The organism is Edaphosphingomonas laterariae (assembly GCF_900188165.1).
Taxonomy (GTDB): domain Bacteria; phylum Pseudomonadota; class Alphaproteobacteria; order Sphingomonadales; family Sphingomonadaceae; genus Sphingomonas_E; species Sphingomonas_E laterariae.
This window is the reverse complement of the sequence record NZ_FZOS01000008.1, coordinates 44,657-71,058: the sequence shown is the minus strand read 5'-3', so window position 1 is coordinate 71,058 and position 26,402 is coordinate 44,657. Positions and strand designations below refer to the sequence as shown.

The 26,402-nt window shown below is 66.7% G+C and carries 26 protein-coding genes; 13 read left to right on the top strand and 13 right to left on the bottom strand.

Features of this window, described 5'->3' with window-relative positions; translation table 11 throughout:
• Positions 1 to 134: 134 nt before the first annotated feature.
• The gene (locus CHB74_RS09290; protein ID WP_425442259.1) at positions 135 to 614 is read right to left on the bottom strand and encodes a hypothetical protein; all 480 of its coding nucleotides are present in this window, start codon (positions 612 to 614) and stop codon (positions 135 to 137) included.
• 182 nt (positions 615 to 796) lie between these two features.
• Here CHB74_RS09290 and CHB74_RS09285 point away from each other — a divergent pair, with 182 nt between their 5' ends.
• Together CHB74_RS09285 and CHB74_RS09280 are read left to right on the top strand one after the other, a co-directional pair.
• Positions 797 to 2,074, top strand: a complete 1,278-nt coding sequence (locus tag CHB74_RS09285; RefSeq protein WP_089219360.1) for an MFS transporter — start codon at positions 797 to 799, stop codon at positions 2,072 to 2,074.
• A 72-nt stretch (positions 2,075 to 2,146) separates the two neighbouring features.
• Positions 2,147 to 3,064: a transporter gene (locus tag CHB74_RS09280; RefSeq protein WP_089219359.1), complete on the top strand. Its 918-nt coding sequence runs from the start codon at positions 2,147 to 2,149 to the stop codon at positions 3,062 to 3,064.
• A gap of 7 nt (positions 3,065 to 3,071) precedes the next feature.
• On the opposite strand, the gene CHB74_RS09275 is transcribed toward CHB74_RS09280, so the two are convergent.
• On the bottom strand, positions 3,072 to 4,460 hold the full coding sequence (locus tag CHB74_RS09275; protein ID WP_089219358.1) for an MATE family efflux transporter: 1,389 nt from the start codon (positions 4,458 to 4,460) through the stop codon (positions 3,072 to 3,074).
• Positions 4,461 to 4,597: 137 nt separating this feature from the next.
• On the opposite strand from CHB74_RS09275, the gene zwf reads away from it, so the two are divergent.
• The 5 genes from zwf to CHB74_RS09250 all read left to right on the top strand — a co-directional run bounded on the left by zwf (position 4,598) and on the right by CHB74_RS09250 (position 10,232).
• Positions 4,598 to 6,058, top strand: a complete 1,461-nt coding sequence (gene zwf / locus CHB74_RS09270; protein ID WP_089219357.1) for a glucose-6-phosphate dehydrogenase — start codon at positions 4,598 to 4,600, stop codon at positions 6,056 to 6,058.
• A complete protein-coding gene (pgl, locus tag CHB74_RS09265) occupies positions 6,051 to 6,758 on the top strand; it encodes a 6-phosphogluconolactonase (protein WP_089219356.1) in 708 nt (235 codons plus the stop codon). The genes zwf and pgl overlap by 8 nt, the downstream gene beginning before the upstream one ends.
• A complete protein-coding gene (edd, locus tag CHB74_RS09260; RefSeq protein ID WP_089219355.1) occupies positions 6,755 to 8,575 on the top strand; it encodes a phosphogluconate dehydratase in 1,821 nt (606 codons plus the stop codon). Before pgl ends, edd begins: the two co-directional genes overlap by 4 nt.
• An 82-nt stretch (positions 8,576 to 8,657) precedes the next feature.
• Entirely contained in the window at positions 8,658 to 9,269 is a 612-nt protein-coding gene (gene eda, locus CHB74_RS09255) for a bifunctional 4-hydroxy-2-oxoglutarate aldolase/2-dehydro-3-deoxy-phosphogluconate aldolase (protein WP_179220779.1), read from the top strand.
• 93 nt (positions 9,270 to 9,362) lie between these two features.
• Entirely contained in the window at positions 9,363 to 10,232 is an 870-nt protein-coding gene (locus CHB74_RS09250; RefSeq protein ID WP_089219353.1) for a 3-hydroxybutyryl-CoA dehydrogenase, read from the top strand.
• On the opposite strand, the gene CHB74_RS09245 is transcribed toward CHB74_RS09250, so the two are convergent.
• The 9 genes from CHB74_RS09245 to gluQRS all read right to left on the bottom strand — a co-directional run bounded on the left by CHB74_RS09245 (position 10,199) and on the right by gluQRS (position 16,835).
• Positions 10,199 to 10,570, bottom strand: coding sequence for a DMT family transporter (locus CHB74_RS09245; protein ID WP_089219352.1), 372 nt, complete (start codon positions 10,568 to 10,570; stop codon positions 10,199 to 10,201). The genes CHB74_RS09250 and CHB74_RS09245 overlap by 34 nt on opposite strands.
• Positions 10,571 to 10,639: 69 nt before the next feature.
• Positions 10,640 to 11,059, bottom strand: a complete 420-nt coding sequence (locus CHB74_RS09240; RefSeq protein WP_089219351.1) for an Hpt domain-containing protein — start codon at positions 11,057 to 11,059, stop codon at positions 10,640 to 10,642.
• Positions 11,060 to 11,164: 105 nt separating this feature from the next.
• The gene (locus CHB74_RS09235; protein ID WP_089219350.1) at positions 11,165 to 11,371 is read right to left on the bottom strand and encodes a sulfurtransferase TusA family protein; all 207 of its coding nucleotides are present in this window, start codon (positions 11,369 to 11,371) and stop codon (positions 11,165 to 11,167) included.
• Complete coding sequence (gene der, locus CHB74_RS09230; protein WP_089219349.1) at positions 11,368 to 12,744, bottom strand: ribosome biogenesis GTPase Der; 1,377 nt, start codon at positions 12,742 to 12,744, stop codon at positions 11,368 to 11,370. Before der ends, CHB74_RS09235 begins: the two co-directional genes overlap by 4 nt.
• A 56-nt stretch (positions 12,745 to 12,800) precedes the next feature.
• On the bottom strand, positions 12,801 to 13,775 hold the full coding sequence (gene egtD, locus CHB74_RS09225) for an L-histidine N(alpha)-methyltransferase (protein ID WP_089219348.1): 975 nt from the start codon (positions 13,773 to 13,775) through the stop codon (positions 12,801 to 12,803).
• Position 13,776: 1 nt separating this feature from the next.
• On the bottom strand, positions 13,777 to 15,090 hold the full coding sequence (gene egtB / locus CHB74_RS09220; RefSeq protein ID WP_089219453.1) for an ergothioneine biosynthesis protein EgtB: 1,314 nt from the start codon (positions 15,088 to 15,090) through the stop codon (positions 13,777 to 13,779).
• A gap of 44 nt (positions 15,091 to 15,134) precedes the next feature.
• Positions 15,135 to 15,707, bottom strand: coding sequence for a cob(I)yrinic acid a,c-diamide adenosyltransferase (locus CHB74_RS09215; RefSeq protein ID WP_089219347.1), 573 nt, complete (start codon positions 15,705 to 15,707; stop codon positions 15,135 to 15,137).
• Between the two features lie 27 nt (positions 15,708 to 15,734).
• Positions 15,735 to 15,962, bottom strand: coding sequence for a twin transmembrane helix small protein (locus CHB74_RS09210; RefSeq protein ID WP_089219346.1), 228 nt, complete (start codon positions 15,960 to 15,962; stop codon positions 15,735 to 15,737).
• 12 nt (positions 15,963 to 15,974) lie between these two features.
• Positions 15,975 to 16,835, bottom strand: a complete 861-nt coding sequence (gene gluQRS, locus CHB74_RS09205; RefSeq protein WP_089219345.1) for a tRNA glutamyl-Q(34) synthetase GluQRS — start codon at positions 16,833 to 16,835, stop codon at positions 15,975 to 15,977.
• 174 nt (positions 16,836 to 17,009) lie between these two features.
• Between gluQRS and CHB74_RS09200 the strand changes: the two genes are divergently transcribed.
• The 4 genes from CHB74_RS09200 (at position 17,010) to CHB74_RS22415 (ending at position 21,999) form a co-directional block, all read left to right on the top strand.
• Positions 17,010 to 17,576 (top strand): HNH endonuclease, encoded by a 567-nt coding sequence (locus tag CHB74_RS09200; RefSeq protein ID WP_089219344.1) that lies wholly within the window; start codon positions 17,010 to 17,012, stop codon positions 17,574 to 17,576.
• A 50-nt stretch (positions 17,577 to 17,626) separates the two neighbouring features.
• On the top strand, positions 17,627 to 19,294 hold the full coding sequence (ggt, locus tag CHB74_RS09195; protein WP_089219343.1) for a gamma-glutamyltransferase: 1,668 nt from the start codon (positions 17,627 to 17,629) through the stop codon (positions 19,292 to 19,294).
• A gap of 137 nt (positions 19,295 to 19,431) precedes the next feature.
• Entirely contained in the window at positions 19,432 to 21,222 is a 1,791-nt protein-coding gene (locus tag CHB74_RS09190) for an AMP-dependent synthetase/ligase (RefSeq protein WP_089219342.1), read from the top strand.
• Between the two features lie 126 nt (positions 21,223 to 21,348).
• Positions 21,349 to 21,999, top strand: a complete 651-nt coding sequence (locus CHB74_RS22415; protein WP_089219341.1) for a PEPxxWA-CTERM sorting domain-containing protein — start codon at positions 21,349 to 21,351, stop codon at positions 21,997 to 21,999.
• A 7-nt stretch (positions 22,000 to 22,006) separates the two neighbouring features.
• Here the strand turns inward: CHB74_RS22415 and CHB74_RS09180 are convergent, their stop codons facing one another.
• Both CHB74_RS09180 and CHB74_RS09175 read right to left on the bottom strand, forming a co-directional pair.
• A complete protein-coding gene (locus CHB74_RS09180) occupies positions 22,007 to 22,219 on the bottom strand; it encodes a DUF2061 domain-containing protein (protein ID WP_089219340.1) in 213 nt (70 codons plus the stop codon).
• Positions 22,220 to 22,307: 88 nt separating this feature from the next.
• Positions 22,308 to 23,342, bottom strand: coding sequence for a quinone-dependent dihydroorotate dehydrogenase (locus CHB74_RS09175; RefSeq protein WP_089219339.1), 1,035 nt, complete (start codon positions 23,340 to 23,342; stop codon positions 22,308 to 22,310).
• A 130-nt stretch (positions 23,343 to 23,472) separates the two neighbouring features.
• On the opposite strand from CHB74_RS09175, the gene CHB74_RS09170 reads away from it, so the two are divergent.
• The gene (locus CHB74_RS09170) at positions 23,473 to 25,305 is read left to right on the top strand and encodes a DUF885 domain-containing protein (RefSeq protein WP_089219338.1); all 1,833 of its coding nucleotides are present in this window, start codon (positions 23,473 to 23,475) and stop codon (positions 25,303 to 25,305) included.
• Positions 25,306 to 25,524: 219 nt separating this feature from the next.
• Positions 25,525 to 26,391, top strand: coding sequence for a helix-turn-helix domain-containing protein (locus CHB74_RS09165; RefSeq protein WP_245842772.1), 867 nt, complete (start codon positions 25,525 to 25,527; stop codon positions 26,389 to 26,391).
• The last annotated feature ends 11 nt before the right edge of the window (positions 26,392 to 26,402 follow it).

The window sequence follows — 26,402 nt, the reverse complement described above, 5'->3', positions numbered from 1 at the left end:
GCCCCGCAGCCCCCGAACGGACCGAACCGACCTCTCTGCTGAACCATGAGACATCGGATCACCTCCTTTCGCCAAGTTGATGGGCAAGCAAGAGCTTGAATCATCGCGAATCGCGACGCAAGCCCTGGCTGCTTTCATTTTCTGCAATCATCGACGACGCGGCTGATTTCCGCCCAGGACGGCAGGGTCAGCGGCGGCTGGCCAGCGACATCCAGGCGGATGCGGCCACGGCTATAGGCCATCCAGTCGCCCAGCCCGTCCGATCCGGCAATCCGCGCCGACACGCCGGTGGTGGAGGCGGCGCCGGCGAGCTGGCGGCGGCCATAGCTGGTCGTCACCTGGATCGCGGCGGCCGTGGCGCCGGTGCCGTGGCGCGACAGGATCAGGCTGCGTGATGCGGCATCGCAGGCAAGGCTCGCCAGCGGTGCCTGCCCCGCGACGCCGAAGCGCGCGGTGCCGCCCGCATAGGTCCATGTGCCCGGCGTCAGCGGGGCATCCTCCCACGGCACGGCCGGCGCGGGCGGCGGGGCCACGGGTGCGGGCGGCGGCGGCGGTGCGGGCGGCGGCGCGGGCGCGACGCAGCCGGCAAGGAGGAGCACAGCGGACACCGTCAACGCGGCGCGGATAGGGAGCGAAGATCCAGCCATGGCAACGGCATGGTCGATCGCGCCGCGCGTGAAAAGCCCCCCTGCGCCTTCGGGCGGGATCAACCGTTCGATTGCCGACCCGGCCCGCTGCCGCCATACCGGCAAGCATCCAAAGGAAAAATCATCGGTTCACGGGGAAAGACGGGCGCATGGCGGAAGCGACGAAGCGGCTCAAATCGATCATCGGCGGGTCGGCGGGCAATTTCGTCGAATGGTATGATTGGTTCGCTTATGCCTCGCTGAGCATCTATTTCGCGCCCGCCTTCTTTCCCGAGGACAACGAGACCATACAATTGATGAACACGGCGGCGATCTTTGCCGTCGGCTTCATCATGCGCCCGATCGGCGCATGGGTGATGGGCATCTATGGCGATCGCCACGGCCGCAAGGCGGGGCTGGCACTTTCGGTGGGGCTGATGTGCGCGGGATCGCTGCTGATCGCCATCGCCCCCACCTACGCCACCGCCGGCTGGGCGGCCCCCGCTTTGCTGGTCTTCGCACGGATGCTGCAGGGCCTGAGCGTCGGCGGCGAATTCGGCGCGAGCTCGACCTATCTGAGCGAGATGGCGACAAGGGAGCGGCGCGGTTTCTGGTCGAGCTTCCATTATGTCACGCTGATCGGCGGGCAGCTGGCGGCGCTGGGCGTGCTGCTGGTGCTGCAGATGCTGTTGAGCGAGACGGCGCTGGAAGCCTGGGGCTGGCGGATTCCCTTTGCCATCGGCGCCGCTCTGGCCGCCGGCGTCTATCTGTTCCGGCGCGGCCTTGCCGAAACCGCGCAATTCGCCGCGATCGACCGCAGCGCGACGCCACCGTCATCGGCCCGCCACCTGTGGGCGGGGCACCGCCGGGCGACGCTGATGATCGTCGCGATGACGATCGGCGGCACGCTCGCTTTCTATGCCTACACCACCTATCTGCAGAAATTCCTGGTCAACACCAGCGGCTTCACCCGCCCGCAGGCGACCGCGATCACCGCAGCGGCGCTCGCCGTCTTCATGCTCCAGCAGCCCTTTTGGGGCTGGCTGTCGGACCAGTTCGGCCGCAAGCCGCAGATGATCTTCTTCGGCCTCACCGGCATGCTGGCGACCGTGCCGGTATTCCATGCGCTGGCAACGACCAGCGACGCCCTGATCGCGTTCGCGCTGGCCGTGATCCCGATGACATTGATGTCGGCCTACACGTCGGTCGGGCCGATCACCAAGGCGGAGCTCTACCCCGCGCATATCCGCACGCTGGGCGTCGCCTTGCCCTATGCGATCGCCAACACCGCCTTTGGCGGCACGGCCGAATATGTGGCGCTGTGGCTGAAAAATGCCGGGATGGAAGCCGCGTTCTACTGGTATGTCAGCGCCGGCATCGCGGTGGCGCTGGCCGCCTTCATCGCGCTGCCCGATACCAAGCGGATCAGCCAGATCAGCGACGATTGACGCGCCGCCGCAAGGGCGGTCGGGATAAAACCCGATGGCGCATATCGCGCCGCCATCTACCATCGCGCGATCATGGGCAGGGGCATCCGCACAATCGCGCTGGCAACGGGATGCGCCGTCCTGCATGGCCTGCCCGCGCAGGCGCAGAGCATCGAGCCACGCGCTTATTCCCCCGGCCCGGTGGGGGTGAACTTCCTCATCCTCGGGCTGAGCGACAGCGATGGCGGGCTTTCGATCGATCCGTCCCTGCCCGTCACCAATGCCCGGTTGAAGGTCCGCAGCGTCGCACTCGCTTATGCCCGGACGCTCGATTTCTGGGGGACGTCGGGCAAGGTCGATGTCGTGCTGCCCTATAGCCGGCTTTCAGGCTCAGCCCGCTTCGACGGCGCGCCGGTCGACCGCCGGGTCGACGGCCTGGGCGACCCGACAATGCGGGTTTCGGTTTTCCTGCATGGCGCCCCCGCGCTCGATATGGCGGCGTTCCGCCAGTATCGGCAGGATTTTCTGGTGGCGGCCAGCGTGCAGGTGGCGATTCCCGCCGGGCAATATGACAGCCGACGCCTGATCAACCTTGGCGCGAACCGCTGGTCGGTGAAGCCGGAGATCGGCATGTCCAAGACATGGGGCCGCTGGATCACCGAATTTTCGGCCGCCGCCACCTTCTATGGCGACAATGACGATTTCAACGGCGGCCGGACGCGCAGCCAGGATACGCTTTATGCGGCGCAGGCCCATCTGGTCCATGCGCTGCCATCGGGCCCGTGGATCGCCGCCGACGCCACCTATTTCACCGGCGGCACGACCCGGATCGACAGCATTTCCGACCGCAACCTGCAGCGCAACTGGCGCGTGGGGCTCACCGGCGCACTGCCCGTCACCCGCCATTTTTCGATCAAGGCCAATGCCAGCACGGGCGTTTCGGCACGCACCGGCAACAATTTCGACCTGATCGGCCTGGCGCTGCAATATCGCTGGGGCGGCGGCTTCTAGGCGGCGCCTAGCCTCTCCCCCAGCTCGGATCGACCAGCCCGATCCGTTCGCGCAGCGCCCACCGCCCCGTCATCAGCACCGCGACGATGGCAAGGCCAAGCGCCAGCCCGGCCCAGATGCCGACACCATCCCAGCCCGCGCGAAACGCCAGCCAGGCGCCGCAGGCGAGCCCGATCAGCCAATAGCCGACACCGGCGAAGATCATGGGGACGGTGGTGTCATGCAGGCCGCGCAGCATGCCCGCGCCCACCGCCTGCGCGCCATCGACGATCTGGAACAGTGCCGCCAGCGCGAGGAAGGTCACCGCCAGCCGCACCACTTCGGCATTGGCGGGATTGTCGGCATCGATGAAGGCGCCGATCAGCATATGGGGCGCCGCGATCATCACCAGCCCCATCACCGCCATCGAACCGACGCCGAGGGCCCATGCCGCCCAGCCAGCCCGGCCGATCGCCGCCGCATCCTGCCGCCCGACGGCCAGCCCGACGCGCACGGTGGCCGCCTGCGCAAGGCCGAGCGGCACCATGAAGCTGACGCTGGCGATCTGGATGGCGATGGCATGGGCGGCCAATGCGTCCTGGCCGAGCAGCCCCATCAGGAACATCGCCGCGTTGAACACCGTCACTTCCAGCCCCAGCGTCACCGCGATCGGCAGGCCGAGCCGCCAGACTGCGAGGAAGCGGACCCAATCCGGCCGCCAGAAATTGCCGAACAGGTGGAAGCGGCGGAAACGCGGATGGGTGAGGACGACCACCGTCATCCCCAGAAACATCAGGCAGTTGGCGATCGACGATCCGATGCCGGCACCGACCAGCCCGAGCTGGGGCATGCCGAACCCGCCGAGCACAAGGCCATAATTGATCAGCGCATTGGCGACGACGCCGCCCAGCGCGATCAGCAGCGACCAGCCCGGCCGTTCGAGCGCGGCGACGAACACGCGCAGCACGAGATAGAACATATAGGGCAGCAGGCCCCACATCATCGCGCGCAGGAAATCGCCGCTGGCCGCCGCGAGCCCGGGTTCCTGGCCGAGCAATAGCAAGACGGCCTCGCCATGCCACAGCACGATCCACAGGGGGAACACGGCGACGACAACCGCCCACATCGTCTGACGCACGGTGCGCCGCACGTCGCGCACCGCGTTGAACCGCGCGCCGACCGCCTTGGCGATCATCGGCGACGCCGCCATCACCAGCCCGCTGCCCATCACCACGCAGGCCATCATCAGATTGGTGCCGAGCGCGCCCGCCGCGAGTTCGCGCGCGCCGAGCCGGCCGAGCAGAATCACGTCGGTGGCATGGATCGCCGCCTGCGCGAGATTGGTGAGCACGAGCGGCCAGGCCAGCGCCAGGGTTGCGCGAATCTCGTCGCGCCAGCGGAGGGGAGACCGGCTCATCCGGGCGCTTCTATCCTGCCCGCGAAAATTGTCATCAATCGCCTGAATATCGTGGTTTGGGCTTTGACGGACGCGCCCGGAACGCGCAGACATACCGCCCCGCGGCATAATGGCCGCGATAGCCGAAAAGGACTCATATGACAGGCGGGGCGAAAGGATTGCTGCTGTTCGGCGCAACGGGGGATCTGGCGCAGCGGATGCTGCTGCCGTCGCTCTTTGCACTCCATGCCGAAGGGCTGATCGCGCCCGACCTGACCATTATCGGCACCGCCCGCAGCGACCTGGACGACGCCGCCTATCGCAAGCTGGCCGCCGACGCGCTGGAGAAATATGTCCCCACCGACCGGATGGACCGGGCCGCGCTGGACGGATTTCTCGAACGGCTGATCTATGTCTCGCTCGACGCGTCGGACCCGTCGGGCTTCGCCGCGCTCGGCGAACGGGTGGGCGCCGCGCGCGACGGCGATCTCGCCATCTTCCTGTCGACCGCGCCGCAATTGTTCAAGCCGACGATCGCGGGCCTCGCCTCCGCCGGGCTCGCCGGCAACCATGTGCGCATCGGCCTCGAAAAGCCGCTGGGCACCGATCTGCAATCCTCGTGCATGATCAACGATGCCGTGGCGGCGGTCTTCCCCGAGGAGCGGACCTTCCGCATCGACCATTATCTCGGCAAGGAAACCGTACAGAACCTGCTGGCGCTGCGCTTCGCCAACCTGATGTTCGAACCGCTGTGGAATGCGAGCGGGATCGAACATGTCCAGATCACCGTATCGGAAACGGTGGGGCTGGAAGGCCGCACCGCTTATTTCGATGGCGCCGGCAGCCTGCGCGACATGGTGCAGAACCATATGCTCCAGCTGCTCGCACTGGTGGCGATGGAGCCGCCCGCCCATTTCGACGCGCGCGCCGTTCGCGACGAGAAGGTGAAGGTGCTGCGCTCGCTCCGCAAGATCGATCGCGAGACCGCCACGGCCCACACCGTGATCGGCCAATATACAAAGGGCGCCGTCGGCGGCGCGCCGGTGCCGGGCTATGTGGACGAACTGGGCAAGCCATCCGACACGGAAACCTTCGTCGCGATCAAGGCGCATGTCGATAACTGGCGGTGGAAGGGCGTGCCCTTCTACCTGCGCACCGGCAAGCGGATGCCGACGCGGCAATCGGAAATCATCATCCAGTTCCGCCCGGTGCCGCATTCGATGTTCGCCGAACGCGGCGGGCGGCTGCAGGCCAACAAGCTCGTCATCCGCTTGCAGCCGGAAGAAGAGATCCGGCTTCTGGTGATGGCGAAGGAGCCCGGGCTCGACCGCGAGGGCATCCGGTTGCGCGAAGTGCCGCTCGATCTGTCGTTGACGACCGCCTTTGCCGGGCACCGCCGCCGGATCGCCTATGAACGGCTGTTGCTGGACCTGATCGAAGGCGATCCCACCCTGTTCGTGCGCCGCGACGAGGTGGAAGCGCAATGGGAATGGATCGATGCGATCCGCGATGGCTGGACGGCGAACGGGATGACGCCCAAGAGCTACCCGGCGGGCACCTGGGGCCCGTCGGCAGCGATCGCGCTGACCGAACGTGATGGAGTGAGTTGGCATGATTGAAGCGGAATGGTGGGAGTATGACGACGCAGACGAGATGGCCGAGGCCGTCGCGGGCGACGTCGGCTTCATCATCGAAAGCGCACTGGATGCGCGCGGGCAGGCGCTGATCGCGCTGCCGGGCGGCAAATCCCCCGCGCCGATCTTCGCCAAGCTCGCCGCGGCGAAGATCAAGTGGAAGAACGTCACCATCATCCCCACCGACGACCGGCTGGTCGCGGTGAGCGACCCGCTGAGCAATGTCGCGACGATCGCCAAGACCTTCCTGCCGCTGGGCGCGCGCGTGCTGCCCATCGTCAGCGAGGCGGCGGCCGATCACCACGCGGCCGGCAAGGCGGCCGACGCGCGGCTCCAGGAACTGCACTGGCCGCCCGATCTGGTGTGGCTGGGTATGGGTGCCGACGGGCACACCGCCTCGATCTTCCCCGGCCCCGATCTCGACGAGGCGCTGAACGGCCCCAATGCCCGCCGCGCCGTGGGCGTAATGCCCGATCCGCTGCCCAAGGAAGCGCCGGTGGCGCGCGTCAGCCTGACCCGCGCGGCGATCCTTTCGGCCCGCACCCTGCTGATCACCGTGAACGGCGACGCCAAGCGCAAGGTGCTGGAAAAGGCGATCGAGGACGGCCCCCTGTCGTCCGTGCCGATCGGCCGCGTGCTCGCCGATACCGAACTCCCCATCGACATCCACTGGTCCGCCGAATGACGATCCACCCCGAAGTCGCCGCCGTCACGGCCCGCATCGTCGAGCGTTCCGCGCCGACCCGGCGGGCCTATCTCGACCTGATCGAGCGCGAGCGCGACAGCGGGGTGGACCGGCCCTTGCTATCCTGTGGCAACCTCGCCCACGGTTTCGCCGCCGCGGGTGAGGACAAGGGCGTCATCCGGGCGGGCGGGCGGATGAATATCGGCATCGTCACCGCCTATAACGACATGCTGTCCGCCCATCAGCCTTATGCCGGCTATCCCGACCGGATGAAGATCTGGGCGCGCGAGGTTGGCGTCACCGCGCAGGTGGCGGGCGGCACGCCGGCGATGTGCGACGGGGTGACGCAGGGCCAGCGCGGCATGGAATTGTCGCTGTTCAGCCGCGACGTCATCGCGCTTTCGACCGCCGTCGCGCTGAGCCACGGCATGTTCGAAGGCGCGGCCCTGCTGGGCATTTGCGACAAGATCGTCCCCGGCCTGCTGATCGGCGCGCTCCGCTTCGGCCATCTGCCCACGCTGCTGGTGCCGGCCGGGCCGATGCCATCGGGCCTTGCCAACAAGGAGAAGCAGCGCGTCCGCCAGCTTTACGCCGAAGGCAAGGTCGGCCGCGAGGAATTGCTGGAGGCCGAAGCGGCATCCTATCATGGCGCGGGCACCTGCACATTTTACGGCACCGCCAATTCGAACCAGATGATGATGGAAGTGATGGGCCTGCATGTGCCCGGCGCGGCCTTCATCAACCCCGGCACCAAGCTGCGACAGGAAGTGACCCGCGCCGCCGTCCACCGGCTCGCCGAAATCGGCTGGAATGGCGACGATTACCGTCCGATCGGCCGGGTGATCGACGAAAAGGCGATCGTCAACGCCGCCGTCGGCCTGCTCGCCACCGGCGGTTCGACGAACCACGCCATCCACCTGCCCGCCATCGCGCGGGCGGCAGGGATCATCATCGACTGGGAGGATATGGACCGGCTTTCGGCCGCCGTGCCCCTGGTCGCGCGCGTCTATCCCAACGGATCGGGCGACGTGAACCATTTCCAGGCGGCGGGCGGCATGGGCTATGTCATCTCGACCCTGCTCGACGCCGGCATGCTCCATGGCGACATCCTGACGATCTGGCAGGGCGGCCTTGCCGCCTATGCGGCCGATCCCGTGCTGGCCGGCGACGAACTTGGCTGGCAGCCGGCCCCGGCCGAACCGCTGGATGAAGGGATGCTGCGCCCCGTGGCCAGCCCGTTCCAGCCCGACGGCGGCATGCGGCTGCTGAAAGGCAATCTCGGCCGCGCGACGATCAAGACCAGCGCAGTCGACGCGTCACGCTGGACGATCGAGGCGCCGGCGCGCGTGTTCCACGATCAGGACGACGTGAACCGCGCGTTCAAGGCGGGCGAACTCGATCGCGACGTGGTGGTGGTGGTGCGGTTCCAGGGGCCGCGCGCCAACGGCATGCCCGAATTGCACAAGCTGACCCCGCCACTGGGCGTATTGCAGGACAAGGGCTTCAAGGTCGCGCTGGTGACCGACGGGCGCATGTCCGGCGCCAGCGGCAAGGTGCCGGCCGCGATCCACATCACGCCCGAGGCGCTGGGCGGCGGCCCGCTCGCCAGACTGCGCGATGGCGATATGGTGCGCGTCTGCGCCACCACCGGCGCGCTGGTCGCGCTGGTCGACGACGCCGAATGGAATGCCCGCGAGGATGTGGTGCCGCCGCCGCCGCCGATCGGCACGGGGCGCGAACTGTTCGCCTTCATGCGCCACACCGCCGACGGCGCGGAACAGGGCGCCTCCGCGATGCTGGCGGGCGCAGGGCTCTGAAGAGATTGGATATCAGGCCGCGATTTCCGAGCCGGCAGAGGATGCCATCGGCTTTGAAATCGCTCCAAATATGGGACCGAACATGACGATCGACGAGGTGATGGAACTCGCCCCGGTGGTGCCGGTGCTGGTGATCGACAATATCGCGGATGCCCGGCCGATCGCCGAGGCGCTCGTCGCCGGCGGGCTGCGCGCGCTGGAGGTGACCCTGCGCACGCCGGCCGCGCTGGATGTGATCCGCGAGATGGCGAAGGTGGACGGCGCGGTGGTGGGTGCCGGCACGGTGCTCAATCCCGATCAGCTCGAAGCCGCGGTCGATGCCGGCGCGCGCTTCATCGTGTCGCCGGGGCTGACCAAGACGCTGGGCAAGGCCGCGGTGAAGAGCGGTGTCCCCTTCCTGCCCGGCATCGCCACCGCGGCGGACATCATGCGCGGGCTCGACCTTGGCCTGACCCGCTTCAAATTCTTCCCCGCCGAGGCCAATGGCGGCATCCCCGCGCTGAAGGCGCTGGCCGCACCGTTCCACACCGCCCGCTTCTGCCCCACCGGCGGCATCACCGAAGCGACCGCCGCCGACTGGCTGGCGATCCCGGCGGTGAAGTGCGTCGGCGGAAGCTGGGTGGTGCCCAAGGGGGCGCCGGACAAGGCGAAGATCGAAGCCGCCGCGCGGGCGGCCGCGCAGTTGCGCGGCTGAAACGCTTTCCCCCGCCCCGATCGATCGCCAGCTTCCCTTCGCCCGCATCCTCCCTTATCCGCAGCCGCGATCAAGCGACGGAAGGACAGGACGATGGACAGCATTGGCGTGATCGGCGCGGGCCAGATGGGGGCGGGCATTGCCCAGGTGGCGGCACAGGCGGGCTACACCGTCTTCCTGTCCGACGTGTCGCAAGAACTGGCCGACAAGGGCAAGGCCGGCATCGCCAGGATCCTTGGCAAGCAGGTCGAGAAGGGCAAGCTCGACGCCGCTGACGCCGACGCCGCCGTGGCGCGGATTCAGGCGATCGGCGATCTCGCCCCGATGGCGACGGCCGGCCTCGTCATCGAAGCGGCGACCGAGCGCGAGGACATCAAGCGCGTGATCTTCCAGAATGTCGGCAAGGTGATGGGCCCCGATGCGGTGCTCGCGTCGAACACCTCGTCGATTTCGATCACCCGGCTGGCGCAGGCGTCGGTCGATCCGTCGCGCTTCATCGGCATGCACTTCTTCAATCCGGTGCCGCTGATGCCGCTGATGGAGGTGATCCGCGGCCTTGCCACGTCCGATGCCAGCGTCGCGGTGGCGCAGGACTTCGCCAAGCGCGTCGGCAAGGAAACCGTGATCGCGCAGGATTCGCCCTGCTTCGTCGTCAACCGCATCCTGCTGCCGCTGCTCAACGAAGCCTTTTTCGCGGTGGGTGAAGGCGTCGGTTCGATCGTCGATATCGACAAGGGCGTGAAGCTCGGCCTCGGCCACCCGATGGGCCCGCTGACCTTGGCCGACATGATCGGCCTCGATACGATCCTGCTGATCCTTAAGGTGCTGCAGGACGATTTCGGCGATCCCAAATATCGCCCGGCCCCGCTGCTGGTGAAATATGTCGAAGCCGGCTGGCTGGGCCGCAAGACCGGCCGTGGCTTCTACGATTATTCGGGGCCGGAGCCGGTTCCGACGCGCTGATCGGCAGCTTTCGCATCGTGCGGCGTGGTGAGGTTCAACCCCACCGCGCCCACGACGATCAGGGCGATGCAGCCCCATTGCAGCGGCGCCAGCGGCTGGCGAAACGCGACCAACCCGATCAACGCGATCGCGACGATCCCGATGCCCGACCAGATCGCATAAGCGACCCCCACCGGAATCCGCATCAGCGTGAACGACAGCAGCCAGAAACAGGCGCCGTAGAGCGCGAGCGCCGCCACCGCATAAGCCGGGCGCGAAAAGCCTTCCGATGCCTTCAGAAACGACGTCGCCGCGATTTCCAGCGCGATCGAACCGCCAAGCCATATCCAGGGTGTCATGGGCCGTGCTCCGTCATCGACGGCCCGTCTGAGCATCGCGGCCTGGCGCTGGCAAGCCCTGCGCCGGCTTCAGCCCTGGCCGAAGGTGGTGGGCGTGCGGCGGCCGAAGCCGGCGGCATTGCGCCGCTGCATCAGCGGGCTCGCCTCGCGGTCGATCTGGGCCATGGTCTGTTCGAACAGCGGGCGCAGCCGAACGACGTCGGGCAGCAGTTCATCCGGCTCGTTGCGGGCCTCGACGCAACGACGCGCGACCTTTTCGATATGTTCGGCGAGTTCCGCCAGCGGCTGCGCGCCGAACTGGAGCGATTCGCCCTTCAGCGTATGCGCCGGGATGACGATGGCGGTGGCGTTGCGCGCGCGAATCGCATCCTCGATCGCGCCGATGGCCTTGGTGCCGTCTTCCCGGAAATAGCCGAGAATCCGCACAAAGCCCGCGCCAAGCTCGGTCCGCGTGCGAGAGAAGACCCCCCAATCGACCAAGGTGCCCATATCACTGGCCAATTTCCGCTCCCCTTGCACTGGCCGCTGCCATATTCACGCCAGCGTCCATTGCCCGAAAATCGTAAAGGCCGCGTTGACGCGGCGGCCAACGGATCAGGCGAAAATGATCAGCGCCGCGTCCTCTTCCTCGATCCGCCAGCCATGCTGGCCGGCGAGCGCCGCGATTTCACGCGGCGCGGCGGGATCATCCGCCAGCACCCGCACCGATGCGCCCGCGCCCGCCTCCCGCACGGCTTTCGCCAGGCGCAAGGCAGGCCAGGGACAGCGCATCCCCCGGGCATCGACGACGATCACGCTCAGGAATCGAAGGGGTTTTTGGGGGCGCGCATGGTCAACCGCACCGGTACGGCACCGAAGCCGAGATCGCGACGGATGCCGTTGACCAGATAGCGGCGATAGCTTTCGGGCAATTCATCCACCCGCGTGCCGAACAGGATGAAGCCGGGCGGCCGCGTCTTGGCCTGGGTCAGATAGCGCAGCTTGATCCGCCGGCCGCCGGGCGCGGGCGGCGGATTCTTCTCGATCGCCTTTTCAAACCAGCGGTTGAGCTGGCCGGTGGAGATCCGCTTCGACCAGGCTTCGCGGGTTTCGAACGCCGCTTCGATCAACTGGTCGATGCCACGCCCGGTGACCGCCGAGACGGTAAGCAGCGGCAGGCCCTTCACCTGCGCCAGCCCTTCGTCGAGCGCGGTGCGAATGCCCTGGAACAGGGCCGGCGGATTATCCGCCACGTCCCATTTGTTGAGCGCGATGATCAGCGCGCGCCCTTCCTGCAGCACCTTGTCGGCGATGCGCAGATCCTGCGCCTCCAGGCCCAGCGTCGCATCGAGCAGCAGCACCACGACCTCGGCGAAATCGACGGCGTGCAGCGCATCGGCGACCGAAAGCTTTTCCAGCTTGTCCTGCACGCGGGCGCGCTTGCGCATGCCGGCGGTGTCGATCAGGCGGACCGGGCGGACATTGCCGTCCTTGTCGGTCCATTCCCAGTCGATGGCGATCGAATCGCGGGTGATGCCGGCTTCGGGGCCGGTAATCATCCGTTCCTCGCCCAGCATGCGGTTGACCAGCGTCGACTTGCCGGCATTGGGCCGGCCGACGATGGCGAGCTTGAGCGGGCCGGTCGGGCGGCCCTCCTCATCCTCCTCGATCTCCTCCTCGAAATCCTCTTCGTCGCGATCGACATAAGGGAGGAGCGCGGTGAACAGATCGGCCAGGCCCTCGCCATGTTCGGCGCTGAACGGCACGGGATCGCCGAAGCCGAGCCCGAAGGATTCGAGCACGCCGCTTTCGCCGGCCCTGCCTTCGGCCTTGTTGGCCAGCACCACCACCGGCGTGTTGCCGCCGCGGAGCCAGCGGGCGATCTCTTCGTCGAGCGGCATCACGCCGGCACGCGCGTCGATCAGGAACAGGGCGACGTCGGCGGTTTCCACCGCCGCCTCGGTCTGCCGGCGCATCCGGCCGGGCAGCGTATCGGGATCGTCATCCTCGAAACCCGCCGTGTCGATGACGCGGAATTCCACGCCGAGCAGCGTCGCGTCGCCTTCGCGCCGGTCGCGGGTCACGCCGGGCCGATCGTCGACAAGCGCGAGCTTCTTGCCGACGAGGCGATTGAACAAAGTGGACTTGCCGACATTCGGCCGGCCGACGATCGCGACCACAGGGAGCTTGGACATGACGCCCCCTTATCGTCATTCGCGCAATTGCGGGACTCTATTATGCGCCCGGATGTTCAGGGCGCCGAAGCGGGCGGGCGGGCCTCGGCCAGCAGCAGCGCGAACAGGCCTTCGCCGTCCACCCATTCGCGCAATGGCGTCCACCCACCGGCCGCGAGCAGCAGGCGGGCGCCCCGTGGGCCGTATTTATGGCTGTTTTCCGTATGAATCGTCTCGCCCGCCGCGATCTCGAACGATCGGCCAGCGACGGTGAAAGCCACGTCATCGGCCGCCACAAGATGCATTTCCATCCGCGCCGCCCAGTCGTTCCAGAGCGCGCGATGGCGGAAGGCGGCGACCGGAATATCGCCATCCAGCTCGCGGTTGATGCGGTGGAGCAGGTTGAAATTGAACGCCGCCGTCACGCCGGCGGCATCGTCATAGGCGGGAATCAGGATTTCGGGCGCCTTAACCCGGTCCATCCCGATCAGCAGCATCGCGCCTTCGCCCAGCGCATCGGCCATGCGGCGCAGCAGATCGACCGCCGGTGCGGCGCCCAGATTGCCGATCGTCGATCCGGGAAAGAAACCCAGTCGCGGCAGCCCGGCGACGGCGGCGGGCATCGGCATCGCCTTCAGGAAATCGGCCTCGACCGGCAGGATCGGCAGGCCGGGAAAACGCCCTGCCAGCGCATCCGCAGACTGCCGCAGGAAATCCCCCGATATGTCGATCGGCACATAAGCGGCGGGGGCAATGGCGGCGAGAAGATGAGGCGTCTTGGCCGACGAGCCCGAACCGAATTCGATCACCGCGCGGCCCGGCCCGACGATCGCCGCGACCTCCCCTGCCCGCTCGGCCAGCAACGCGGTTTCGGTGCGGGTGGGATAATATTCCGGCAGGCGGGTGATCGCCTCGAACAGTTCGGAGCCACGCCGATCGTAGAACCATCGCGCCGGTATCGCCCGGGGCCGCGCGCCAAGCCCCGCCAGCACATCGGCGCGGAACGCCGCCAGCGTCGCCGACGGCCGATCGAGCGCGACTATATCGGCCATCTCACCGATCCCGCGCCAGCCGGACGCCGGTGAACTGCCAGCGCTGATGGGGGTAGAAGAAGTTGCGATAGGAGGCGCGGACATGGCCGCGCGGCGTGGCGCAGCTGCCGCCTTTCAGCACCATCTGCCCGCTCATGAACTTGCCATTATATTCGCCGACGGCCCCCGCCGCCGGGCGGAAGCCCGGATAGGGATGATAGGCGCTGGCCGTCCATTCCCAGGCATCGCCGAACATCTGGCGCAGCGCCCCATCGCCCTCCGCCGCCAGCGGACGGACCGCGCCCGCCGCATCGAGCTGATTGCCGGCAGCCGGATCATGGTTGGCGCCCGCACTTTCCCATTCGGCCTCGGTGGGCAGGCGCGCGCCAGCCCAGCGCGCGAAGGCATCGGCTTCATAATAGCTGATATGGGTGACGGGATCGCCATCGCGAAGGCTGTGCAGGCCATCGAGCGCGAAGCTGCGCCACGGGCCACGCGGTTCGGCCCGGCGCCAGTAGAGCGGCGCGTCGATCGCGTTCGCCTGCACCCAGGCCCAGCCATCCGACAGCCAGAGCTGGGGCCGGACATAGCCGCCATCGGCGATGAAATCCTGCCACTCAGCGTTGGTGACCAACCGCTCGGCCAGCAGATGCGGCGTGAGCAGGGCGGCGTGGCGCGGCCCTTCGCAATCGAAGCCGAAGCCCTGATCGGATTGGTCGCGGCCGATCTCGACCAGCCCTTCCCGCCCCGCGAACCAACGCAGTGGCTGCGGCGACGGTGCGGGGGCCGACGCACGCGCGGCATCCCAGATCGGCGGCAGCAGCGGATTGGCGGCGAACAGGTTGAGGATGTCCGTCAGCAGCAGTTCCTGATGCTGCTGTTCATGCTGGATGCCGAGTTCCACGAGCGCGCGGACCGGCGCGTCGAAGGCGGGCAATGCCACCGTAAGCGCATAATCGACGAAGCTGCGCCACTCGACGATCTCGCTCAGGCTGGGGCGGGTGAGCAGCCCCCGGTGCGGGCGCGGATGGCGCGGCCCTTCCGCTTCATAATAGCTGTTGAACAGATGCGCCCAGCGCGGATCGTGGACGCAGTAGCCCGGCGCATGATCGCGCAGCACGAAGGTTTCGAAGAACCAGGTCGTGTGGGCGAGATGCCATTTGGCGGGCGAGGCATCGGGCATCGACTGCGCGGTCGCATCCGCATCGGACAAAGGTGCGGCCAACGCGACCGACAGCGCGCGGGTGGCGGTGTAGCGACTGGCCAGCCCGGCCTGTGGCCGGACCTGTTCCACCGCCTCGGCCTGTTCCACCGCCTCGGATCGCCGAAAAGCCATGGCCGCCCAACGGATCAGCGCCGCCATGGTTGCATCGGTTCAGTTCAGCGGGTGGCCCCCGGCTGCCACAGCACATCGCCCGCGCCACGCGACGCAATCAGCCGGGCGAGAACGAAAAGATGATCCGACAGGCGGTTGATATAAGCGAGCGCCTGCGGATTGAGCGCGACATCCCGTGCCGCCGCCACGGCCGAGCGTTCGGCCCGGCGGACCACGGCGCGGGCCAGATGGAGCAGCGCGATCGGCCCCGGACCGGCTGGCAGGATGAAGCTGCGCAGCGGCGCGAGGCTTTCGTTGAGCATGTCGATTTCGCGTTCCAGACGCTCGACCTGCGACGCCGTGATGCGCAATTCCATTTCGCCCGGCGTGAAATCGCCCTCGCCCGGCGTGGCGAGATCGGCGCCGAGATCGAACAATTCGTTCTGGATGCGCGACAGCAAGGCGGCATGGGCCGGATCGGCGACATGCTGGAGCGCGACGCCGATCGCCGAATTGGCTTCGTCGACGTCGCCGATCGCCGCCATGCGCGCATCGGCCTTGGACACGCGCGACCCATCGACCAGCCCGGTCATGCCGGCGTCGCCCGTGCGCGTATAAATCTTGTTGAGCTTAACCATCGCCCGCCTGCGCCGCCCGCTTCGGCCTCAGCCGCCGCGCGCCATCAGCAGGAAAAGGATGACGATGATGATCGCCAGCGCCTGAAAGCCGATGCGTGCCTGCATCAGCTTGTTCTGGCGCTGCCCGTTGAGATTGGGGCCTTCGCCGGTGACATCGGCCTCGGTGGTCTTGGCAAAGGTGATGACACCGCGGCTCAGCGCGATGACCGTGGCCACCATTGCGAGCACCAGGAGGAAGATGAGGAATGCCGCCATAATGGGTTTAGTCTATGCCTTCTGGTCAAAAATGCCAGCGGGGAATTGCCCCCGGCGCAGGCCATCGGCGAGTTCGCGGCCGTCCTGACCATCGTGGCGCAGCAAGGCAAGCGCCGGCGCGCCATCGCGCTTCGCCAGCCGGCGCCCATCCGGCCCGACCAGCAACGCATGGTGATGATAAAGCGGCGTCGGCAGATCGAGCAGCGCCTGCAGCAGCCGATGGACATGGGTGGCGGCGAACAGATCCTGCCCGCGCACCACATCGCTGATCCCTTGCGCGGCATCGTCGACCACGACCGCGAGATGATAGGAAACCGGCGCATCCTTGCGGGCGAGCACGACATCGCCCTGCTTTTCCGGCACCGCGACGACCGCCCCGGCGATGTCGTCACGCCAGGCCAGCGGCCCCGCGCGGGCCACGGCCGCATCCATCGCGATCCGCCAGGCATGGGGTTCCGCCGCCATGCGCCCCGCGCGCGTCGCGGCATCGAGATGGCGGCAGGTGCCGGGATAGACGGGCGCCTCGTCGCCATGCGGCGCCGCCGCGCTCGCCGCGATTTCGGCGCGCGTGCAGAAACATGGATAGACGAGATCCATCGCCTTCAGCCGATCGAGCGCGGCAGCGTAAAGGCCCAGCCGCGCCGACTGGCGGACAACTTCGCCATCCCAACCGAGGCCGAGCCAGGCGAGATCCTCGATGATCGCCGTGATATGCGCCTCGCGCGTGCGGCCGGGGTCGATATCCTCAATCCGCAGCAGAAACCGGCCGCCCGCCGCGCGCGCCAGATCATGCGCGCGGATCGCCGAATAGGCATGGCCGAGATGCAGCGCGCCCGTGGGGCTGGGCGCGAAACGCGAGGTGATGCCGCTCATGGCAAAACTGGCTCTTGACCATGAGTCGCGAACAATGCTGTCATGCCCCCGTCACGCATCATGAGGTAGAAGCGGGACGTCGGGAGACGCGAGCCGGTTCGGCCATCGCGTCCCGAGTGCGACGGGACCGAAGCCGCCCGCTGGTCTTCCACCAGAGGGAGGACAGTCCGTTCCATGTATCATCCCGATCTCCTGCGCCATCCGGACAGTTGCCCGGCGCTTGTGCTCAACGCCGATTACACGCCGCTCAGCTATTATCCACTCAGCCTCTGGTCCTGGCAGACCGCGATCAAGGCGGTGTTCCTCGAACGCGTCGATATCGTCGCCCATTATCAGCGCGAAGTGCATAGCCCCAATTTCACCATGCAGCTGCCATCGGTGATCGCGCTGCGCCAATATGTGCGGCCGTCCGAATATCCCGCCTTCACCCGATTCAACCTGTTCCTGCGCGATCGTTTCGCCTGCCAATATTGCGGAAAGACCAGCGATCTGACGTTCGATCATGTCATCCCGCGCGCGCAGGGCGGGCGGACGACATGGGAGAATGTGGCCACCGCCTGCGCGCCCTGCAACCTCAAGAAGGGCGGGCGCACGCCGCGCGAAGCCCATATGACGCTGGCCGAGGAACCGATCCGCCCGACAAGCTGGCAGCTGCAGGAGCATGGACGTTCCTTCCCGCCCAATTACCTCCACACCAGCTGGCGCGACTGGCTTTATTGGGACATCGAACTGGAAGCATGACGGCGCGCGCGGGGTTCGCTTTCGGCGCCCCCTGTTCTAAGGCTGGCCGCATGGTCGCCCGTCTCTGTCTCCTCCTCGCCCTGATCCTCACCCCGATTGCCGCGAACGCCGCCGGTGGCGTCGTCACCGCCGCCGATCCGCGTGCGGCGGAAGCGGGGCGCCAAATGCTGCGCGCCGGCGGCAGCGCCACCGATGCCGCAATGGCGATGATGCTGGCGCTCACCGTGGTCGAACCGCAATCATCGGGCATCGGCGGCGGCGGGCTGCTGGTCCACCATGACGGCGGGACGGGCACGCTTTCCACCATCGACGGGCGCGAAGCCGCACCCGCCGCCGCGACCGCCGATCGCTTCATGGCGAACGGCAAGGCGATGGCCTATGGCCAGGCCTTTCCCGGCGGCAAATCGGTCGGCGTGCCGGGCAATATCCGCCTGATGGCGGACGCGCACCGCAAATGGGGCAAGCTGCCCTGGGCAAAGCTGTTCGAACCCGCGATCCGGCTTGCCGAAAACGGCTATGCCGTCAGCCCGCGCATGGCCCGATTCATGGGCTATGTATCGCCGCTGTGGCAGGATTTCCCCGAGATCGCTGCCCTTTACACCCGCGACGGCAAGGCCGCGCCCGCCGGCACGATCATCCGCAACCCCGCGCTTGCCGGCCTGCTGCGCGACATCGCGACGGGCGGGCCGGACGCCTTTTACGCCGGCCGGCATGGCGCGGCGATCGCCGCCGCCGTCACCAACGCCCCGCGCCATCCGGTGCCGCTGACGCTGGCCGACCTTGCCGCCTATCAGGCCAAGGAACGCGCGCCAGTCTGCGGCGAATATCGCGGCTATCGCGTCTGCGGCATGGGGCCGCCATCATCGGGCGGGGTCACGATCCTGCAGATGCTGGGCATGATCGAGCGCTTCGACATGGCGAAGCTCGGCAAGGACAGCCCCACCGCCTGGCACCTGATCGGCGAAGCGATGCAGCTCGCTTATGCCGATCGCGAAACCTATCTGGGCGACGTGGATTTCGTTTCGGTTCCGCTCGCCGGACTGATCGACCGGAATTATCTGGCCAAGCGTTCCGCCTTGATATCGCCCGTCCGCTCGCTCGGCCGCTATCAACCGGGCACGCCGCCGGGTGCCGAGCCGCGCACCGCGGGGATTTCGGGCGAAGTTTCGGGCACCACCCATTTCGTCGCCGTCGACGGCAATGGCGATGTCGTGTCGATGACGTCGACGGTGGAAGGGCCGTTCGGCAGCCAGCTGGTCGCCAGCGGCATGGTGCTGAACAACGAACTGACCGATTTCACCTTCGTGCCCGAAAGAAATGGCGCGCCCGTCGCCAACCGGGTGGAAGCGGGCAAGCGGCCGCTATCCTCGATGTCGCCGACGATCGTCTACGGCCCCGATGGCAAGGTGGTGCTGGCGCTGGGTTCCGCCGGCGGCAAGCGGATCATCATGCATGTGATGAAGGCGCTGGTCGGCTTTATCGACTGGAAGCTGCCCGCGGCCGAGGCGATCGCGCTCCCCAATATCTATTTCGGCGGCGGCGCGCTGCAGGTGGAACAGGGCACCAGCCTGGATGCGATGCGCCCCGCGCTGGAGAAATTGGGCCAGCCGGTATCGCCCGCCGACCTGGCATCGAAGCTGAACGCGGTCGAACGCGTTGGCAATGGCTGGCGCGGCACCGCCGACACGCGCAGCGAGGGCGTGGCCCTGACGGAATAGGCGATCAGGGCGGCCGGCATCGACCGGCCCCGCCACGCGCTTATTATCGCAAAGCCACGCTTTCCGTAACTGGACCGGGCACCATTCCAAGTTACAAGGGGCGAAAATGAACGCCCCCGAAAAGGCACGCCTTGGCCATGCGCAAGCTGGAACATTTCCCCAATCTTGTGACGATGTTCTTCACCCGCGCGCGGGTGAAGGGCGACGCGCCTTTCCTGTGGGCGAAGCGCGACGGCGCATGGCAGGCGACCAGTTGGGCGGAGGCCGCCCGGCAGGTCGCGGCGCTGGCGGCGGCGCTGGGCGGCCTCGGCCTCAAGCGGGGCGACCGGGTGATGCTGGTATCCGAAAACCGCCCCGAATGGTGCATCGCCGATCTGGCGATCATGACCGCCGGGCTGGTGACGGTGCCGACCTACACCACCAATACCGAGCGCGACCACGCCCATATTCTGGAGAATAGCGGCGCGCGCGCGGTGATCGTTTCCACCGCAAGGCTGGCCAAGGCGCTGATGCCCGCGGTGATGCGATCGACCGCGTGCAGCCATGTGATCGGCATCGAGCCGCTGCGCATCGGCCAGTCGGGCGATGCCCGCTTCCATGATTGGGCCGGCCTGATCGCCGCCCACCCGACCGAGGTGGCGACGGCCGAGGCGGCGGCGGATTTCACGCGCGAGGATCTGGCCTGCATCATCTACACATCGGGCACCGGCGGCGCCCCGCGCGGCGTGCGCCAGCACCATGGCGCGATCCTGCACAATGTGGCCGGCTGCACGACGGTGATTTCGGAGGATTTCGGCTGGGAGGACGAGGTTTTCCTGTCCTTCCTGCCGCTCAGCCATGCCTATGAGCATACCGGCGGCCAGCATTTCCCGATCGGGCTGGGCGCGCAGATCTATTATTCCGAAGGGCTGGAAAAGCTCGCCTCCAATATCGAGGAGGTGCGGCCGACGATCATGGTGGTCGTGCCCCGCCTGTTCGAGGTGCTGCGCACCCGCGTGCTGAAGGCGATCGACAAGCAGGGCCGGCTTTCGCGCTATCTGCTGCGCCGCGCGCTGGCGATCGGCGAAAAGGATTATGCCGGCCGCATGGCATTGGCCGACTGGCCGATGGAACTGATCCTGCGCGGCACGCTGAAGCCCAAGGTGGGCAAGCGGTTCGGCGGGCGGATGAAGGCGATGGTTTCGGGCGGCGCCCCGCTCAATCCCGAAGTCGGGCTGTTCTTCCACTCGCTCGGCATCACCTTCCTGCAAGGCTATGGCCAGACGGAAGCGGCGCCGGTGATATCGTGCAACCGGCCGTCGGCGGGCATCCGCATGGAAAGCGTGGGGCCGCCTTTGCCCGATGTCGAAGTGCAGATCGCCGAGGATGGCGAGATCCTGGTGCGCGGCGAACTGGTGATGCACGGCTATTGGCGCAACGAGGAGGAGACGGCGCGCGTCCTCAAGGATGGCTGGCTCCACACCGGCGATGTCGGCCATATCGACGACTGCGGGCGGATCGTCATCACCGATCGCAAGAAGGACATCATCGTCAACGACAAGGGCGACAATGTCGCGCCCCAGAAGGTCGAAGGGATGCTGACGCTCGAACCCGAAATCCTGCAGGCGATGGTGACCGGCGATCGGAGGCCGCATCTCGTCGGCCTGATCGTGCCCGATCCGGATTGGGCGAAGGAATGGGCGGCGGCGCAGGGCATCGCTTATGACGCGGCGGCGCTGCGCACCGATCCGCGCTTCCAGAAGGCGCTGATGGCCGCCGTCGACCGGGTCAACACCAGCCTTTCGGTGATCGAGAAGGTGCGCCGCATCCTGATCGCCGACGACGCCTTCACGATCGAGAACGAGATGCTGACGCCCTCGCTCAAGATCCGCCGCCACGCGATCCGCAAGGTCTATGGCGAAGGGCTGGACGCGCTTTACGGGCGATGATGATCCGCTAAGGTAACAAGAAAATACCAGAATGCCAGTTGCTTATTATCGTTAATTGCCTTTAAGCACCGTCATCGTTGGTGCCTGCTCGCGGTGCGGTGAGGTGCTATCCGGGGGGGGGATGCCATGCGCGGCTTGGTGTTTGCGGGCGTTTTGTTCGGCCTTATTGGCGCCAGTGTTCCGGCAGTTGCCGCAACATTTGATTTCGTTGCGAGAATCGACGTTGCGAATGCGTTACTCCCCACCGGGACGCTGGTGACGGGGCAGTTCCGATACGATGAGGAGCTCAACGCCTCTTCCACTTACGTCTACGAAGGCTCGTTCGGTTCGACATTTGAGGACGCATCAATCAACCTCGCTTTTCGTGCTGCAGACATCGACTTCTCGGCGAGAGCCTTTTCTGGCGTGAATATTTTCACCGAGGATGGTGGAGATTTTTACCTGATCGCGATGACGCCTCAGGCGAACGCTGCAATCTACCTTTGGGATCCTCTGGTATCTTTCCTGAACACATCGTCATTGCCGACGGATTTTCCAGAACTCATTCGATACTCATATTTTGATGACGAGGACGACGTGGGCCCGACTGGCCCCAGCGGTGAGTTCACTTACTATGATTTGAACGCGGGGACGGGGTTCGATGCCACGCTTTTGTCAATCACCCGCACTTCACCTGCCGCCGTGCCGGAGCCGACTACGTGGGCGATGCTGATCGTCGGCTTTGGCCTAGTGGGCGGTGCCATCCGCCTCCCGCGCCGTCGCCTATTGACCACTTGAACGCCCCTCAGGCCGCCGCTGGCCCGCCGAAACCCGGCAGGTGCAGGCGGCCTGCCCAGGCGCGTTCATGGAAGAAGAAGGCGACGGCGTTGACGCAGGGTTCGATCAGCGCGATCCCGCCCGCGATCTCGACAGAACCGGTGAGCAGATAGGCGACTGTGAAGCCGACCGTCAGGTGGATGGCGAGGTAGGTGAGCGTCTTGATATATTCGAGCGACATGGCGGCGGTTCCTTCTCGCCGCCAATATGCGAACCATTCGCAATAAGGTCAAGGCGATCATTCCACTGATAATGATCGCCAGAAACGATCAATCGACCCCGACCGCCTGTTCGATCCGATCAAACCCGTCGCGCGCCAGCAGGGCCGGCAATCCGCGCACGATCCGCGCGGCAAGGCCCGGCCCTTCATAGACCATCGCGCTGTAGAGCTGGACGAGGCGCGCCCCCGCCCGGATGCGGGCATAGGCCTGTTCGGCGCTGGCAATGCCCCCGGCGGCGATCAGCGGGATGCCGCCGCCGGTCGCCGAACGGAAATCGCGGAGCCGCTGGGTGGCGAGATCGTGCAGCGGCGCGCCGGAAAGACCACCGGTTTCACCGGCATGGACCGAACGGAGCGGCGGCCGGGTGATCGTGGTGTTGGCGACGATCAGCGCATCGAGCTGGCGATCATGCGCAACCGCCGCGATATCATCGATATCGGCGGGTTCGAGATCGGGCGCCACCTTGAGGAAAACCGGGGGCCGCGCGGCGCCGCGTGCTTCCATCACGCCGGCCAGCAGCTCATCCAGCGCCTGCCGCGATTGCAGCGCGCGCAGCCCCGGCGTGTTGGGCGACGAGATGTTGACCGTCAGATAATCGGCAACGCCCTTCATCACCGTCACGCCCTTGGCATAATCGGCGATGCGATCGGCCGCGTCCTTGTTGGCGCCGATATTCACGCCGACGATACCGGGGCGATGGCGCCGCTTGAGCAGCCGTTCGAGCGCGGCCGCCTGCCCGCCATTGTTGAAGCCCATGCGGTTGATCACCGCCTGGTCCTCCGCCAGCCGGAACAAGCGGGGCCGTGGATTGCCATCCTGCGGGAAGGGGGTGAGCGTGCCCACCTCGACGAAGCCGAAGCCCAGCGACAGCATCGCATCGGGCACCTGCGCATCCTTGTCGAACCCGGCGGCGAGGCCGACCGGGCTGGGGAAATTCAACCCCGCCAGCGACACCGCCAGCCGGGGGTCCGACGCCGGGCGCGCGCCCGCGGGCTTCAGCCGGAGCGCGCTGATCGTCGCGCGATGGGCGGTTTCGGCGTCCATGCGGAACACCAGCGGGCGGAGCATCGGATAAAGGGCCATGGCCGCCGCCTAGCGCCTGATCGCAGCAACGTCATGCAATTTACGCCGCCCGGCCATTTGACGTGCCGTGGCATCGCGCTAACACACCCGCAGACCAGAAAAACACGAAACATCTCTTCAGGGAGCTGACATGTTCCGCACGCTGCTTTTCCTTTCGACCGCGATCGCCGCCGCCGGCACGGTTCCGGCCACCGCCCAGACGCCCGCCGCCGCGCCGGCAGCCGTGGCCCCGGCCGACCAGAATGCCGCCATCCAGCAATTCTTCATCGAGTTCGACAAGGCGGAACTGGCGCTGTCGCCGATGACCAAATCCTATCGCGGCATCCGCGACGGCGATTATGGCAAGTGGAACGATTTTTCGGATGCCGCCGAGGTGCGCCAGCACGCGCTCCAGCAGGCCGCCGTGGCCCAGATGCGCCAGCGCTTCGATCCGGCCAGGCTGGACGAGAATAACCGCCTGTCCTTCCATCTGTTCGAGAAGATGATCGAACGGCGCGACCGGGCCTTCCCCTATCGCGACCATGAATATGCGTTCGACCAGATGAACGGCGCGCAGAGCCAGCTGCCGGCCTTCCTGATCAACATCCATCGGGTGATGACCAAGGCCGACGCCGAAGCCTATGTCAGCCGCCTTCAGGGCCTGGGCCCCGCGATCGACCAGATCATCGCCGAATCGAAGACGCGCGCCGCCAAGGGGCTGACGCCACCGAAATGGGTCTATCCTTATGTGATCTCGGACGCGCAGAACGTGATCAAGGGCGCGCCCTTCGATGCGGGCGCCGATGCGCCGCTTTATGCGGATCTCAAGGCCAAGGTCGCCAAGCTGGATATCCCGCAGGCCGAAAAGGATGCGCTCGTCGCCGCCGGCGCCAAGGCGCTGACGACATCGGTGAAGCCCGCTTATGCGCGGCTGATCGCCGAAATGGGCGCGCAGGAGAAGCTGGCCGGCACCGATGACGGCGTGTGGCGCTTCAAGGACGGCGCGGCTTATTATGCCGAGCGCCTGTCCAACTATACGACGACCGCGCTGACGCCCGATCAGATCCACCAGATCGGCCTCGACAATGTCGCCCGCATCCATGGCGAGATGAAGGCGATCATGGACAAGACCGGCTTCAAGGGCGACCTGCAGGCCTTCTTCCAGTTCATGCGCACCGACAAGCAATTCTATGCGCCCAACACCGATGAAGGCCGCGCGCTGTATCTGGCGGAAACCGAAAAGGCCAAGCAGTGGGTGACGGCCAAGCTGCCGCAGTGGTTCGGCGTGCTGCCGCAGGCGCCGCTGGTGGTGAAGCGGGTCGAGCCGTTCCGCGAGAAATCGGCCGGCAAGGCCTTCTACCAGAGCCCCGCGCCCGATGGTTCGCGGCCCGGCACCTATTATGCCAACCTCTACGACATGGCGGACATGCCGCTGTTCGAGGTGGAGGCGCTGTTCTACCATGAGGGCCTGCCCGGCCATCACCTTCAGCGCACGATCCAGACCGAATTGAAGGACGTACCGCCCTTCCGCCAGTTCGGCGGCGTGACGGCCTATTCGGAAGGCTGGGGCCTCTATTCGGAAAAGCTGGCCAAGGACATGGGCCTCTATACCGATCCCTATCGCGATTTCGGCCGGCTCCAGCTCGAACTGCATCGCGCCATCCGCCTCGTCGTCGACACCGGCCTCCACCACAAGCGCTGGACCCGCGAACAGGCGATCAAATATGTCGAGGATAATTCGGCCGACGCGCCGGGCGGCATCGTCAAGGCGATCGAACGCTATGTCGTCTATCCGGGCCAGGCGACGGCCTACATGATCGGCCGCCTGAAGATCAGCGAGCTGCGCGACAAGGCACAGAAGGCGCTCGGCGACCGATTCGACGTGCGCGGTTTCCACGACGTCGTCCTCAAGAGCGGGCCCGTTCCGCTCGACGTTCTGGAGGAACAGGTGGATGCCTGGATCGCATCGCGAAAGGCGGGCTGACCCTTTCCGCAATAATCGAGTCGATTCCATCCAATAACTGCAAAGGATTGTGCGCTAGGCCCTTTCTTGCGACCCGAAGGGCTCACCATCGATTGATGGAGAGACCTTTTCCTTTGGCCCGGCCGGCACTTACCGGCCGGGCCTTTTTTTGGGCGTGACAACCCCCGTCGATGATGCGACCGATGGTGCGTCGCGGACGACGTGGGGAGTTGGACGGACGTGGGGAACAGGGGTTCCGGATACGACCAGGCCGTCAGCCTGCGCTATTTCGCGCCGGCCCCCGATCTGCGTCGTCATCTTTCCGCTTATTATATCTTCCGTGCCGATCTGCCGCAGATGGCCGATCTGGTGCGGGCGGACACCGCGCAGTTGCGCTTCATGATCTCGGGCGCGGGCAGCTATGGCTTTGGCGACGGGCGCGTGATCGGCGCGCCGGAAATCTCGCTGCTCGGCCCGACCACCGCCGCCACCCGTTTCGATGTCGTCGGCCCCGTGCTCGTCTTCGGTGTCGGCATCCTGCCCGCCGGCTGGGCCTCGCTGGTGGAGGACGATGCCAGCCTGTTCGCCGATCTGGTGGTCGACGCGGTCGATGTGTTCGGCGGCATGCTGGAAGACGCGCTCGACGCGATGCGATTCGACGACCGCCCGTCGCGCATGATCGCGGTGGTGGATGCCATCATGCGCGGCTTGCTGGCCGACGCCGCCGATGCGCCATATTGGTTCACCCATCTCACCGATCGCTGGCTGACCGACGCGCTGTCACCCGCCGTCGACACGCTGGTGAAGGCCACCGGGGTTTCGGGCCGGCAGGTCGAGCGGCTGGCCCGGCGGATCTATGGCGCGCCGCCCAAGCTTTTGGCCCGCAAATATCGCGCGCTGCGCGCCGCTGCGCGATTCGTGAACAGCACCCATTGGGCCGACGCGGCCGGCGACGCCTTCTACGATCAGTCGCATTTCATTCGTGAGTTCAAGACGTTCACCGGGCTGACACCGCTGCAGTTCCAGCGCACGCCGACCCCGGTGACCAAGCTGACGCTGGAACGCGGCAAGCTTTCCACGCTGCCGCGCCTCACCCTGTTGAGCTGAAGCCCCCGCCA